At 54.3% G+C, this 13,348-nt stretch carries 11 protein-coding genes; 6 read left to right on the top strand and 5 right to left on the bottom strand.

The annotated features are described in order from the left end of the window. Positions 1-72 precede the first annotated feature (72 nt). Positions 73-1,248: a macrolide transporter subunit MacA gene (macA, locus tag ALQ04_RS20075; RefSeq protein ID WP_122317486.1), complete on the top strand. Its 1,176-nt coding sequence runs from the start codon at positions 73-75 to the stop codon at positions 1,246-1,248. After that, on the top strand, positions 1,245-3,209 hold the full coding sequence (locus ALQ04_RS20070; RefSeq protein WP_122317485.1) for a MacB family efflux pump subunit: 1,965 nt from the start codon (positions 1,245-1,247) through the stop codon (positions 3,207-3,209). The genes macA and ALQ04_RS20070 overlap by 4 nt, the downstream gene beginning before the upstream one ends. Positions 3,210-3,344: 135 nt before the next feature. Here ALQ04_RS20070 and ALQ04_RS20065 read toward each other — a convergent pair whose 3' ends face one another. The 4 genes from ALQ04_RS20065 to ALQ04_RS20050 all read right to left on the bottom strand — a co-directional run bounded on the left by ALQ04_RS20065 (position 3,345) and on the right by ALQ04_RS20050 (position 8,417). Then, a complete protein-coding gene (locus ALQ04_RS20065) occupies positions 3,345-4,184 on the bottom strand; it encodes a helix-turn-helix transcriptional regulator (protein ID WP_122317484.1) in 840 nt (279 codons plus the stop codon). A 634-nt stretch (positions 4,185-4,818) separates the two neighbouring features. After that, on the bottom strand, positions 4,819-5,550 hold the full coding sequence (locus tag ALQ04_RS20060; RefSeq protein WP_122317483.1) for a LuxR family transcriptional regulator: 732 nt from the start codon (positions 5,548-5,550) through the stop codon (positions 4,819-4,821). 560 nt (positions 5,551-6,110) lie between these two features. Next, positions 6,111-7,559 (bottom strand): efflux transporter outer membrane subunit, encoded by a 1,449-nt coding sequence (locus ALQ04_RS20055; RefSeq protein ID WP_122317482.1) that lies wholly within the window; start codon positions 7,557-7,559, stop codon positions 6,111-6,113. Positions 7,560-7,607: 48 nt separating this feature from the next. Then, positions 7,608-8,417 carry a helix-turn-helix transcriptional regulator gene (locus ALQ04_RS20050; RefSeq protein ID WP_122317481.1) on the bottom strand — a complete coding sequence of 270 codons (810 nt, stop codon included), beginning with the start codon at positions 8,415-8,417 and terminating at the stop codon, positions 7,608-7,610. A 280-nt stretch (positions 8,418-8,697) separates the two neighbouring features. Between ALQ04_RS20050 and ALQ04_RS20045 the strand changes: the two genes are divergently transcribed. Both ALQ04_RS20045 and ALQ04_RS20040 read left to right on the top strand, forming a co-directional pair. Beyond that, complete coding sequence (locus ALQ04_RS20045; RefSeq protein WP_122317480.1) at positions 8,698-9,006, top strand: hypothetical protein; 309 nt, start codon at positions 8,698-8,700, stop codon at positions 9,004-9,006. A 2-nt stretch (positions 9,007-9,008) separates the two neighbouring features. Continuing rightward, positions 9,009-10,163: an efflux RND transporter periplasmic adaptor subunit gene (locus tag ALQ04_RS20040; protein WP_183142231.1), complete on the top strand. Its 1,155-nt coding sequence runs from the start codon at positions 9,009-9,011 to the stop codon at positions 10,161-10,163. A gap of 5 nt (positions 10,164-10,168) precedes the next feature. Here the strand turns inward: ALQ04_RS20040 and ALQ04_RS20035 are convergent, their stop codons facing one another. Beyond that, positions 10,169-10,810, bottom strand: coding sequence for a CatB-related O-acetyltransferase (locus ALQ04_RS20035; protein ID WP_122317479.1), 642 nt, complete (start codon positions 10,808-10,810; stop codon positions 10,169-10,171). A gap of 562 nt (positions 10,811-11,372) precedes the next feature. Here ALQ04_RS20035 and ALQ04_RS26785 point away from each other — a divergent pair. Both ALQ04_RS26785 and ALQ04_RS26780 read left to right on the top strand, forming a co-directional pair. Next, positions 11,373-12,230 (top strand): hypothetical protein, encoded by an 858-nt coding sequence (locus ALQ04_RS26785; protein WP_147466615.1) that lies wholly within the window; start codon positions 11,373-11,375, stop codon positions 12,228-12,230. Positions 12,231-13,096: 866 nt separating this feature from the next. After that, a partial coding sequence (locus ALQ04_RS26780) for a hypothetical protein (RefSeq protein WP_147466614.1) occupies positions 13,097-13,348 on the top strand: 252 nt, incomplete at its 3' end.

The raw sequence follows: 13,348 nt of genomic DNA, 5'->3' as shown, positions 1-13,348 counted from the left end.
CGGCAAACATCGACAACCTTCATCCCGGCTGCCGGTCAGCCGGGTCTGCCAGCAACGTATTCGTGGTCCTATATGCCAAAGTTCAAGTTTCGCAAAACCATTATTATCCTGGCGCTGGTGACTGCTGCCGGGTTCCTGTATGCCGCGACTCGCTCCGAGGAGGCACCGCCGCAATATCTGACCGCCAAGGCCGAGCGCAGTGATATCGAGAATTCGGTACTGGCGACCGGTGTCCTGCAAGGCGTCCGGCAGGTCGACGTCGGCGCCCAGGTATCGGGCCAGTTGAAGTCGCTCAAGGTCGCGCTGGGCGACGAGGTCAAGAAAGGTCAATGGCTGGCCGAGATCGACCCGGTGGTCCTGCAGAATTCCCTGCGCCAGGCTCAGGTCAATGAAGAAGACCTGATTGCCAAGAAAGAGGCCACGGCGGCGCAGTTGAGCAAAGCCAAGGCGACCTACGAGCGTTACCTGAATCTGCTGCCGGCCAATGCAATCTCCAGACAGGACTTTGAAACGGCCGAGTCGGATTTCAGGGTCGAGGCTGCCAACCTGCGCTCCTTGAACGCTCAGCTCAAGGACGCCCGTATTCAGGTAGAAACTGCGCGGGTCAACCTCGGCTATACGCGCATCGTGGCGCCCATCGACGGCGCCGTTGTGGGGATCGTGACCCAGGAAGGCCAGACTGTCATCGCCCAGCAACTGGCACCGGTCCTGCTCAAGCTTGCCGACCTGGACACCATGACCGTCAAGGCGCAGGTTTCCGAAGCGGATGTAATTCACATCAAGCAGGGCCAGGAGGTGTATTTCACGATTCTGGGCGAGTCGGACAAGCGCTACTACGGCAAATTGCGCGGCATCGAGCCTGCGCCACAGAACTTCCTGGAAACACAGGCCAATAACTCCAGCCGCCAGAACACCGCGGTTTTCTATAACGCGCTGTTCGATGTGCCGAATCCGGAGCACAAGCTGCGGATTTCGATGACTGCGCAAGTTCGGATCGTGCTTTCCAAAGCCAGCGGCGTATTGACCGTGCCGGTTGCGGCCCTGGGCGACAAGGACGCGGAAGGCCGCTTTGCGGTTCGAGTGCTTGATGCGCAGGGACTGGCCCAGGAGCGCAAGGTCAAGACCAGCATCAACAACAATGTCCGGGTGCAGATCGATGACGGGTTGCAGGAGGGCGATCAGGTGGTCATCGGCGAGCCTTCCAGCGCAACGGCGACGGCGACCACCACTCCGGGAGCAGGCGCATGACGACCCAGCCATTACTCGAACTGCAAGGCATTACCCGCCGTTTCAGTGCCGGCGACAAGGATTTCATCGCCCTCGACAACATCAACCTGACAATCAACGAAGGGGATCTGGTGGCGATCATCGGTGCATCTGGGTCGGGTAAATCGACGCTGATGAACGTGCTGGGTTGTCTCGATCACGCCGATGCCGGCAGCTACAAGGTCAGCGGGCGCGAAACCCACTCACTGACGGATGACGAGCTGGCCGCATTGCGGCGTGATCATTTCGGCTTCATTTTTCAGCGTTACCATCTGCTCAGTCACTTGAGTGCGGTCAATAACGTCGAGATGCCAGCGATCTATGCCGGCGTCGGCGAGTCGGCCCGCAATGAGCGGGCGCAGGAACTGCTGTCGCGCCTGGGACTGGGCGATCATTTGCGTAACCGCCCCAACCAGCTCTCCGGTGGCCAGCAGCAGCGGGTCAGCATTGCACGTGCCTTGATGAATGGCGGCGAAATCATCCTCGCCGATGAGCCGACGGGAGCACTGGATACCGCCAGCGGCAAGGAAGTGATGAAAATTCTGCTGGAGCTCAATGCAGCCGGGCGTACCGTGATTCTGGTCACCCACGATGAAAAGGTCGCGGCGCACGCGCAGCGGGTTATCGAGATTTCCGACGGCAAGATCATCAATGACCGTCTCAACCCTGAGCGCCAGACACTCGAAGAGCAGGGGCAGGATGCCTTGCCGAGCAAAAGCCGGCAGGGTAATCGTCTGGTGGCCAGCTTCGAGCTGTTTCGCGAAGCGTTCACCATGGCCTGGGTTGCGCTGATCTCTCATCGCATGCGCACCTTGCTGACCATGCTCGGGATTGTGATAGGTATCACTTCGGTGGTATCGATCGTGGCTGTCGGGGAGGGCGCCAAGCGCTATGTACTCAATGACATTGCCGCGATCGGCAGCACGACGATCGAGGTGTTTCCCGGTACCGACTGGGGCGACAGCCGCTCGGCTGCCATCGAAACCCTGTCACTGGGCGATGTCACGGCGCTGGGGGAGCAGTATTACATCGACAGCGCAACGCCCAATGTCGGCCGCAACCTGTTGTTGCGCTATCAGAACCTCGATGTGACCGCGACCGTCAACGGGGTCGGCGATAACTATTTCCGGGTTCGCGGCATCAAGATGGGCGAGGGTGTGGGCTTCAGCAAAGAGGACAGCATTCGCCAGGCGCAGGTAGTGGTGATCGACCACAACACCCGCACGCGGCTGTTCGGGCCGAAAACCGACCCGCTGGGCCAGGTGATTCTGGTGGATAACCTGCCGTGCATCGTCATTGGTGTCACCGAAGACAAGAAAAGTGTCTTCAACACCAGCAAGAACCTGAATGTATGGATGCCCTATGAAACGGCGTCCGGCCGCTTGCTGGGCCAGCGCTACCTGGACAGCATCACGGTGCGGGTCAAGGATGGCCAGCCCAGTAAACTGGTGGAGGAAAACCTGACCAAACTCATCGAGAAGCGGCATGGCACCAAGGATTTCTTTACCTATAACCTGGACAGCATCATGCAGACGGTGCAGAAAACCAGCCAGTCGCTGGCGCTGCTGTTGTCGCTGATTGCGGTTATTTCCCTGGTGGTCGGTGGTATTGGCGTCATGAACATCATGCTGGTCTCGGTAACCGAGCGTACCCGCGAGATCGGCATCAGGATGGCGGTAGGCGCAAGACCTTCCGACATCCGTCAGCAGTTTCTGGTAGAGGCGGTGATGGTCTGCCTGTTGGGCGGCCTGATCGGTATCGGCCTGTCCTTCGCGATAGGCTATGTGTTTTCCCTGGCGGTCAAGGAATGGCAGATGGTGTTTTCACTGGGTTCGATCATCACGGCCTTCGTGTGCTCGACCCTGATCGGTATCGTGTTTGGTTTCGTGCCGGCACGCAATGCGGCACGGCTTGATCCGATCGAAGCCCTGGCACGGGACTGACGGGAGCTGTAACGGCGATTGGAAAAGAGGATTTAGAGAGAGCAGCAGCGGTATCGGCAAGTACATCCCGGGATGTCCAACCGATACCGTTGCATAGGAGAGTCGAGGTTGCGAGAGATGAGCCCAATCGTCGGCTCAGACAGCTTTCTGATAGACACCCACAGCAGGAGAGTGGCGTCGGGTATCGGTGGCATGCAGCCAACGAAGCAAAGGGCTGCGCCCGCCGATGCCCATTTTCACCGCAGCGCGCTTGAAATAGCTTTCTACCGTGCTGACCTTCAATTCGAGCCGTTCGGCCAACTGAGGTACCGTGAGGCCTGCCAACAGGCCTACACAGACCTCTGTTTCACGTAGTGACAGACTCAGATCCGAAGCCTGCAGCCGATCCTGGAAACGCTGACGCAGGCTTTCCATCGCTGCATCTTCATCCGCACCGGCAATAATTGGCGTAGGAGCTACTGCTGCGCGTGCAGGCGTGAGGGTCGCGATATGCTCCTCGACGATGGGCAGCAGCATCCAGGACATATCCTTGAGTTGCGCCCGTTCCTGGCTGGTGAATGGCCTGGACGACGATGAGCGATAGACTGAGATGACGCAACGCTGTCCGTTGCTGTGTGAGGCCAGGTGCACTTGAGGCACTTCATTTTGATCGTCGCGATGAACCGATATTTCTTCCATGTCACAGGCGGGCGTGCCAAACCTGATGCTTTTATCGACACGGGCATTGGCGAACTGGTCGGCGCTCAGCAATACAGGCTCCAGGCGCTGCTGTCCGCTCTGTTGTGCAGCATCAATGGGGGCGGGTGCTGAGGCGCCTGTCGCGACTTCTACGAGCCTTGTGCGGTGTTGAGACACGTGCGTGGCATCTACTTGAAGCGAGGCGCTGATCAGATCGTGGAGAAGGCGGGCAAAATGGCGGCTTCCAGTACCGGTGATGACTTTGCCCAAATGGGGAAAAAGTTGTTGAACGTTCATCAGACTTCCTTTTGTGTTAGATGAAATTTTTTAGGGTTGAATCTCCTCAACCTCTCCAGCCACGACAAAAGCGTGACTGAGCTCTAAGGCCTGGGTGGGCATCGTCCTGACACACCCCAAGCCTTCCCCGGCAATTCGGAGGCTGTTCCTGCCTGCAAGTGAAAACCCGCAAACTTGCCACACAGAAACGGTTCAAGACCCGACACCCGGAAACAATGAAATAGTGGACAACCTTTACGATTTCAGATGGCTGAAGGAAAAGAACGGTCTGTAACTATTTCGCAGGTACCTGAATATTGATTGAGTGCCTGATTTTTAACTTTCGCCCCCGTCTTTTACTACTGTACCTAGGTACAGGAATCATTTCGCACAGCTTACTCAGGCGGTTATTGTTTTTTTCAATGCACCATATAGTTATTGTTTATCGCACGCTGTTCTTAAGGTATTAGGCGACTAAACAAACCCACGAAGCCGCAGCCCGTCACTATTTACGGCTTATCATATAGATGTTTCAAACAAATGTTTGGGGATGAAAGTTACACTATCAGTAGGCAAGACAAGCAGGCACGCACTAATTGAGTGCGGAAGCACACGTGATGGTAGAAAGATAAATATATATGAATATTAGTCTGGACTAGACCAGATTCAGGTACATGGCCTTCATCATTGCCTGCTTGACATTAACGCACTCCAGTTTCTCCGTCATCTGGTGGGCATAAAACTTCACTGTACGCTCGCTGATATTCATTATCAGGCCGATTTCCCTGTAGGTCTTGCCCATGCTCAGCCAGCGTAAAAACTCGTTTTCGCGAGGTGTCAGCTTGAGAGAGTCGATTCCTGCGCAGGTCAACGGACGGTTGTGATGGGCCAGATCACTGATGGCCTTAACCACCAGGAGGTTGGATTGGACGCTGGGCACGAACGCCTGGTTATCCATGGAGGCGGCAAGATGCATCGACCCGAAGGTCCGGCCTGGCTCATGCAGGGGGACGGTAAAACCCTGCTCTATTCCGTAACGGGCAGACTGTTCGACCACTTCCAGGTTGGCATGCTTGGGGCGCAGTACCTCGCTCCAGAAGAACGGGCTTGAGGTGTTGGCCGAATGAATGATGACGGGGTCTTTCTTGTAGAGGGATTTCTTGCGGTACGTCTCAATCCATTCGGTGGGATAGTTACTGAATATCGAGACTCGAGAACTGCCCAGCGGGGTCAAATCCATACGCAGATAGGCAAAATAATCAACGTTCAACTTGCCAAACAGGGAGGAGAGGGAAGCGATGTATTCTGTTTCACTGGCGGCAGGGAAGTTCCGCTCTGCTTCGACAAGCAAATCCAGTATCTGAGAACCCTGCAGTTTTTTGCGCATAAAGTCAGTCCGATAAATACCAATCGTCGCCACGCGAGAACGTGCCTGTTATCCGGTCGAGAGTGCTAGATAGTCAGAGTATTCGTTGAGGTTGAATTATGGTCATACGACAACCGACAATTAGATAAGTTCAATGACGCGCTTCGCTTCGTTAGAGCGCCTGAAACCCATGAGTTCGCGAAATGTGAAAATTTCATGATTTTCAAAGTCACTGTTCCATCTGCTTCTAGATTCGACAAGATCATATCTGAATCCAATCATGCGCCTTGATTGGAAAAAAGGCTATATCGTTTCAGCATCTAGTGCAACCGGAATGGACTGGGCTCTATCACTTTTGCCTATAAACGGGGAGGGGGGTTGCCTTCAGGTTTTTTGGTTGAGTGAATTAGTAACACTACTAACTTCCCTACTCCAAAAAAGTACAGAATTGCAGATGAAAAAAGCTTAATTTGACAGGCTAGCCAAATGCTATCTATTTGATATTGCCTCCATGTTGACTAGTGGCCTTCATTATATGATGGTCATTATTATCACCCTCACCAATGGCCAGCACCGCCAGCTCAGGCAGGCGGTGGCACGAGAGGGGGGGAAGTAAGGTTTGCAGGCGCGTTGTATTCAGACCAGCCACCACCCAGTGCCTTGTACAAATTCACTTCAGCCGCCAATTGGGCCAGGCGATCCGAAATCAGTGTGGCCTGCGCATTGAACAGCGAGCGCTGGGCATCGAGCAGGGTGAGACTGCTATCCAGGCCGTTTCGAAAGCGTGCTTCGGCCAGACGGTAATAGTCCTCGTTCGCACTCAACGAATCTCGCTGGGCAACGAGCTGTTGTGTGTAGGTCTGCCTGGCGGCCAAGCCGTCGGCAACTTCCTGAAAAGCGGTTTGTATGCTTTTTTCGTACTGCGCAACCCGGACATCTTTCTGGATTTTCGAGTAATCCAGGCTGGCGCGCAGATTGCCGGCATTGAATACCGGAATATTGATCTGGGGCTGGAAAAGCCAGCCGCCAGAACCCGCCTTGAACAGTCCGGACAGCTCGGTGCTGGATGTGCCTGCGTTGGCAGTCAGGCTGATGCTGGGAAAGAACGCTGCACGCGCAGCCCCGATGTTGGCATTTGCGGCTTTGAGCAGGTGCTCGGCTTCGAGAATATCGGGACGCCGCTGCAAGAGTTGCGAAGGCAATCCGGCGGGCACGCTGCCAAGCAGCTCACTGCTCAAGGGCAGTGCCGGCAAACTGTCCGAAACGTTTGTGCCTACCAGCAATGTCAGTGCATTGAGGTCCTGGGCAACCAGCCTTTCATACTGTGCAGAGCGAGCTCGGGCGCTTTCTACTGAAGTACGCGCCTGTCTGATGGCCAGGGCCGAGGCTGTGCCCGCGGAGCCTTGCTGCTGAGTCAACTTGAGGCTTTGCTCGTAGGTCTGCAGTGTGTCGCGGGTGAGTTTGAGCTGTTCCTGATCGGCACGCCAGGAGAGGTAGGCGTTCGCCACGTTGGCCACCAGACTCAAGTGGGTGCTGCGCCGTGCTTGTTCACTGGATAGATATGTTTCCAGATCTTCCCGGGCGAGACTGCGGTTTCGTCCAAACAGGTCCAGCTCGTAGGCACTGATACCCAGCGTGGCGGAGTAGGTGCTGCTGATGGTTCGCTCATCGAGCAATGACACGTCGGTTGGCAGGCTCTGCCGAGTGCCCGATCCGCTCGCCGAAACTGCAGGAAACAAGTCGCTGCGCTGGATACGATACTGGGCCTGGTAGGCCTCGAGATTGAGCACAGCCATGCGCAGGTCACGGTTGTTCGACAAAGAGCTCTGGATCAACTGGGCAAGCACTGGATCACGAAAGAAATTCCGCCAGCCCTGATCTGCTGCAGCTATATCCGCCAGGCCGCTGATGTCTGCCGGGCCCGGATAGCTGGCCGCCACAGGGGAGGGTGGGCGTTGATAATCAGGAATGAGGGAGCAGCCGCCAAGCATGATCGAAGCTGCTACGGCGCTGAATAAAAAATACTTCATTGAGAGAGCCTTTTCCGGGGAGTTCTGTCGCCAGCTACAGTCAATGACCTAAGCACTCTGCGAAACCCCTATCATCCACTTCACCAGACCATGACGTCCCTTGACGCCAAGCTTGGCTGCTGCACGCTTGAGGTAGGTTTCTATAGAACTGTTTTTGACATGGAGCTTTTCAGCCATTTCCGGAACGGTCGACCCGGCGAGCAGGCCAAGACAGATCTCTTTTTCACGCAACGACAGCCTGACCTCGGACAACGTCAGTTTTTCGTTGAAGTCTCTAAGCAGTTGCTGGCCACCGAGCATCGCAGGATCGTCTTCAGTCGGTGTACTGCAAAGGTTGCGTGTCGCCTGGGCGTGACGCTCCAGCAAGGGCAGCAGTGTTTCGGAGAAATTCTTGAGGAACGACAATTCATGAAGGGAGAAATCGCGTAGCGGTTGTTCGCGGTGTATAGAGATCACACAGCGGCGATTGGACTTGCGTGAAACCAGGTTGCATTGATAGGCGATTGCCGAGCCTGTCGTGCTGCCTGGCATATCGTTGAATGGACACTTGAGATGGATAAGCAATGAATCGTCCAGATTGAGCATCCGGGTAAGCAACATCTGGTTGTCCTGAGAGGCTGCCGGCGCACCTTGCTTGCGCTCGGTGCCTTCACGCCCCAGTGGCTGGATGCTGATGATGCTTGCTTCGTTCTCGTCAATCGTCCACTCGCTCAGATCCAGTAGATCGATAGGTACCGAAGCGGTTATGAGCTGGTACATGTTAGAGACGAACTGCGCATCACCAACGCTCGAGATCAGACGTCCCAGTTCCAGAAAATAAGCCGGCTGCTTACCCGTCATTCGTAGATTGGCATTCATCACACTTGCGCCCCCATGGCATTAATTTCCGCCAGGATTCCAGACCTCGTCCAGTTCGGAATTCCATCAATGTCTTGCCTTGTTGCGTGTTAATTTTGTAGGACAAGACCCCTAATGTATGAATGAATGTACACAGGCGCTCCAGTCCATGTCTGTAAGGGAAACTGGGGACAAACTGTCATGCATGGCTCTGGAGGCGTTACAGATCCTAGCCTGGCGGGGTTTTCTGCCATGAGTAACCCTGATTTTCAGAGGCGCATAAAAGGCAGAGTGCCTGATCATGCACGGTCTGGCACTGTTAAAAAAAGATAAAACCTGCGCTCAGGAAAAACCTGATGCCGTGGATGAGTACAACGATGTTGCAGATCATTTCCCGCTTCACGAAAGAACCGCAGGAATCTTGTCCCCGATTGCAAGGACAGACGTGTCCGCGTCTGGATGCTTCTATTTCTCTGCCTGGGGAGTGATGCTCACTTCCCGTTTTGAGGCGGTAGTCGTATCGGTGAGGAGGGAACTCATGCACACCTTTTATCCTGGTTTTTTGAAACCACTCTGCGGCAGGTTCGCATCGCTTGCTAAAAGGACCTGAAGGTGAGGATCTGGCGTTTCTTCAAGAGATTGAACTACCGCAAAATCCTTCTGAGGGTGATCTTCATCGACCTGCTGGTTTCGCTGGCAGGCTACGCACTCTATAAAGGTGTAACCGATAGTGAGACGTCCAGCTACCTGACAGCCTCGGCAGAAATCACCGATATCGAAAATGCGGTGCTGGCGGACGGAGTACTTCAGGGGCAGCAGCAAGTGGACGTTGGCGCGCAAGTGTCCGGGCAATTGCAAACACTGAATGTCGTTCCCGGTGACAACGTCCACAAGGATCAACTGCTGGCTGAAATCGATCCTCTGCCAGCACGCAACGCGCTACGCCAGGCAATCGTCAACCACGAAAGACTCATCGCCGATCGGGATGCGACAGCTCATCAATTGAAGCTCGCACGGATGACCTATCAGCGTTATGAGGCGTTGGGATCCGACGTGGCGGTTTCTCGTGAAGATCTCGACAAGGCGCGTTATGACTATGAAGAGCTGAGCGCCACACTGGCCTCGCTTCAAGCCCAGGTTCGCACGGCCGGCATCAGGATAGAAACCGCGCGTATAAACCTCGGGTACACCCGTATTCTGGCGCCTATGGACGGCAAGGTCCTGGCCATCGTCACTCAGGAAGGTCAGACAGTCATTGCCGAACAATTGGCCCCGGTAATTCTGAAAATGGCCAGACTCGACACCATGACCATCAAGGCGCGGGTTTCCGAGGCGGATGTAGTCAGGATCAAGATCGGCATGCCGGTCTACTTCACCATACTCGGTGATCGCGACAAGCGTTACAGCGCCACATTGCGTGGCATTGAACCTGCCTCCACCCGGTTCGCCAGCCAGGCCAGCGGAGCAGGGCGGTCAGACTCACCCGTCTTCTACAATGCCCTGTTCGACGTCCCCAATCCGGACGGTCGCTTGAGAATCAACATGACAGCCCAGGTCCGGGTAGTGCTTGAAACCGGCAAGGAGGTCCTGACGATCCCCGTAGCCGCACTGGGAGACCCGAATCCCGATGGTACTTTTGCGGTGCGGGTCCTTGAGGAAAAGGATCAGATCAGAACAGAAAATATCCGTATCGGCATCAATAACAAGGTCAGGGCTCAGGTGGTGTCCGGTTTGAAAGCCGGAGAAAAGGTTGTGATTGGTGGCTAAGGCCTCTATTGCGCATTGCCCGATTCGGGATTGGCGCGATTTGCCAGATACTCAGCAAATGGTTGCAGATCCGTTGAGCAAAGAAGATGTGCGACAGATCTGACCTCGGACTCAGGCCAGTTCCACCAGGCAGATTGTTCGAGTAGTTGGCGCATGTCTTCTTCAAAGCGCCAGCGAATGTGCCTGGCCGGATTCCCGCCGACAATCGAGTAAGGCGCAACATCACGGGTAACCAGAGAGCCGGCAGCCACAATGGCACCGTCGCCGATAGTGATACCCGACAGTATCTTGGTGTGCGAGCAGATCCAGCAATCGTTGCCGATCACCACGTCACCGTTGGTGCCGCCGAAATCCTTGATGTGAGCGACTTCCTCGATCATGGCCGGGAACGGATAGGAACTGAGCCAATCAGTACGATGATGACCGCCCAGGTAAACCTCGACGTTGCCCGCAATGGAGGTATAGGCACCCACACGCAACGTAGTGCCTTCATGCCAGTCATGAACCTTGAGATCGCCATAAGTACCCAGACCGAAACTGAACTGCGGATAACGATTACGCAGTTTCTGTGTAACCCGTTCAAGTCTGGACAAACCACGCAGGGCTTTACGTTGCTGACGCTCGCGCCATTTGCGTAACAGATTCATGAGGAGAGCCTTTTCGGAATCTTGAAAATGTGCGTTATCGTGAACAAAGGGAATGGGCGTGGCAAGCTTGAAATGTGGTTGAGTATGGACTGGGGTTATTATGTGTGGGTGCGCATAATGTGTATTATGTTAAATTAAGTGTTATGTCGGATATGTTCATGTAGCCGCCTCCACCAACCTATAGCCTCGTTTTCAGAAACCCAGAGCTTCAACCCTATCAATGCATTAGCTCCCAATCCTCATCCTAGATATCAAGCCTGGTTTCGCAAATCCCGAGCTTACCCTATCGTCATGCTTGTACACGTCGTGTAAGCGAACCTCCTCACACATTTCCCAGCAGCCAGCATTTGAATCATCCGCAGAATGGGCTAAACCTTGGTGACGGCCTCACACGCCTAGCCACTCACTTTAGCTTATCGAGGTTTGCATGGCTGAACCGGCTGTCCCATGCCCAATCTTTCCGCCATACCATCTCTGGGATCCGTATACGGAGTGTTTCCCTGAAAACCGTTACGCCTTGGCTTATCTGAAAGGTTTCGGCGCCGACTGCTAGCCTTTCTCTATGATTCGCCTTGGCTCCTGGTATATACGCGCCATCGCGCCTTCCTGGAATAATCCCCAGAAGGACTTCAATGTTGCAACTCATCATCTTGAGTCCATGCTCAACTGGAGCTTGCTCCAAGGCATATCTTTGCGTGATTGGACTGATGAGCAATTTATCGAGTATCTCCGCTTCAGACTCCATCCACCGGCGAACTGGATCGGTGCAAAGGCCTGTCCACGCTTTGTCGAAAATTCGTTATTGCCCTTCAGCGAATGGGGGCCAAATCAGAGATGGCGGCCGTACCAGCTCAAGCTGGACAGCATCAAGGGCGTCACTCAGGCCAGTGTCCTGCATATGATTCGGCGAAATTATAATTGGGCAGCTGGCTTCTTCCATTTTTGCAATGCTCATTTATGGACGTGCGCTCCAAAGGGCAAAAGTTTCACTGTGGTGGATTGGGTAAAGACGCCCTCAGCGATTACGAAGATTTCAATTGATGAGGTAACTGAGACTCCTCAAGCGCCTGGTTGTCTTGCTTACTTTGTCAAGAATGGGCTTGGCCGCTGGGAATGGCGTAGGCCTGGCTCTTCATCCCCGAGCGTGGAGCTCAGCCCGAAATTTGGCCATTATTTTGAGGACTATCTGCTTTATCTAGGCATTGACGCTTCTGAACCGCTACCTCAGCATCCTTTATTTCCGCAGCGAAGAAGACGCTCCGCTGGATTGTCCGCCTTCAGTTTGGCCAAGCATCTCGCTGGGTTCAGGACGTTCCTCGGGGATGTAGCAAACCAGAGTCCTGACCCTCTGATTTCGAGGAGCGAATCCAAATTCAGGAGGATTAATTTGACTATGATCAGGCGTAATTCCACTCTTTAACTGAATATTGATCTTCGTATGGACAGGACGTTTGCCCTCGGATGGACGCAATTGTCACACGATTTTGGTCGGTTTTGATCGCTACCCGCGTCACCTGAACATTAATCCCTCCCCCCTCTCCCATCTATTCCAACTATTGTCGCAAAACTCTACCTCTTGGGTGCCAGATCCAAAAGGAGGAATTCTCGCCTTATCAGGCAAGAAAGTGAGCCTTTAACCTTCGATACGACAGGGATCGGCTGTTCGATACCACCGATCTGGCACGTATCTGAACGAGCCATGGCATCATTACACCTGTAGAAATAGAGGCCGCCCCTCCCCCCATCACCGCTTGTCGTTGGTGACGTAAGTCACTGGTAGGGCTGGCCCCTGCAATACCTCGGAGAGTTCCTAGCGCGATAACGCAGGTCGTACTACCGCTTGGACGGTATCCCCTCCCTACCCAGTCAAAGCACCACCAATTTGCCTCGCCCAAACAGGGCTCCTCCACCCGACGGGGCTAAGGCCTTGCCTAAGATAGTGATTTCGCAGCACGACGAAAGCACGACGAAATGTTCGGTACAATTTCGCCTCCACATGAGAGAGACTGAAAGGAATCATGGCTGAGAGGCAGCCCCGGGTATATCCGTATTCGCTGGGATCTTCACGGAGACTACCGCGCTTGCACCCATTTATGGGTAGAGATTGTCGGCAGTGAGATTATCTGGCACAACGTAACAGGAGAGGTGTTTCGGGTCACCATCAATAGTGAGCTAGATCAGTCTGCCCAAGACCAATTCACTAGTAATGCAGTCCTGCCTGACATAGTACGCATAGTAAAAACAGATCCAAAGGCGCTGCCGGAGGAGTTTCCCGGACGATTCGTCTTGCGCAACCGGTTGGCGTTTTCGCTTGATGAGGCCTGCGAAAAATCAGAGAGTTATGGCGTGCCTGTCTTGGTGATCGCCTATCACGACTCCAAAACAGAGAGCGATCGCAGTCACCTACTGCAACGCATCCTCGACGACAGCCATATTCAAGAGATCATTCTTAAAAGCTTCGTGGTGCTCATCGTAAAGCGCTCTGAGCTCACTTTAAGGACAGAGATCCCTGAGGGCGGTAAGCGTCCAGCCAATGCA

Source organism: Pseudomonas cichorii (assembly GCF_003700275.1).
Lineage (GTDB): Bacteria > Pseudomonadota > Gammaproteobacteria > Pseudomonadales > Pseudomonadaceae > Aquipseudomonas > Aquipseudomonas cichorii_B.
The sequence above is the reverse complement of the archived record's forward strand: the minus strand, read 5'-3'. Positions and strand labels throughout refer to the sequence as shown.

Coding starts and splice junctions, on each gene's coding strand:
- ALQ04_RS20070 (WP_122317485.1), top strand. CDS start 1,245: ATGACGACCCAGCCATTACTCGAACTGCAAGGCATTACCCGCCGTTTC.
- ALQ04_RS20060 (WP_122317483.1), bottom strand. CDS start 5,550: ATGCGCAAAAAACTGCAGGGTTCTCAGATACTGGATTTGCTTGTCGAA.
- ALQ04_RS20050 (WP_122317481.1), bottom strand. CDS start 8,417: ATGAATGCCAATCTACGAATGACGGGTAAGCAGCCGGCTTATTTTCTG.
- ALQ04_RS20065 (WP_122317484.1), bottom strand. CDS start 4,184: ATGAACGTTCAACAACTTTTTCCCCATTTGGGCAAAGTCATCACCGGT.
- ALQ04_RS26785 (WP_147466615.1), top strand. CDS start 11,373: ATGATTCGCCTTGGCTCCTGGTATATACGCGCCATCGCGCCTTCCTGG.
- ALQ04_RS20035 (WP_122317479.1), bottom strand. CDS start 10,810: ATGAATCTGTTACGCAAATGGCGCGAGCGTCAGCAACGTAAAGCCCTG.
- ALQ04_RS20055 (WP_122317482.1), bottom strand. CDS start 7,559: ATGAAGTATTTTTTATTCAGCGCCGTAGCAGCTTCGATCATGCTTGGC.
- macA (WP_122317486.1), top strand. CDS start 73: ATGCCAAAGTTCAAGTTTCGCAAAACCATTATTATCCTGGCGCTGGTG.
- ALQ04_RS20045 (WP_122317480.1), top strand. CDS start 8,698: ATGCACGGTCTGGCACTGTTAAAAAAAGATAAAACCTGCGCTCAGGAA.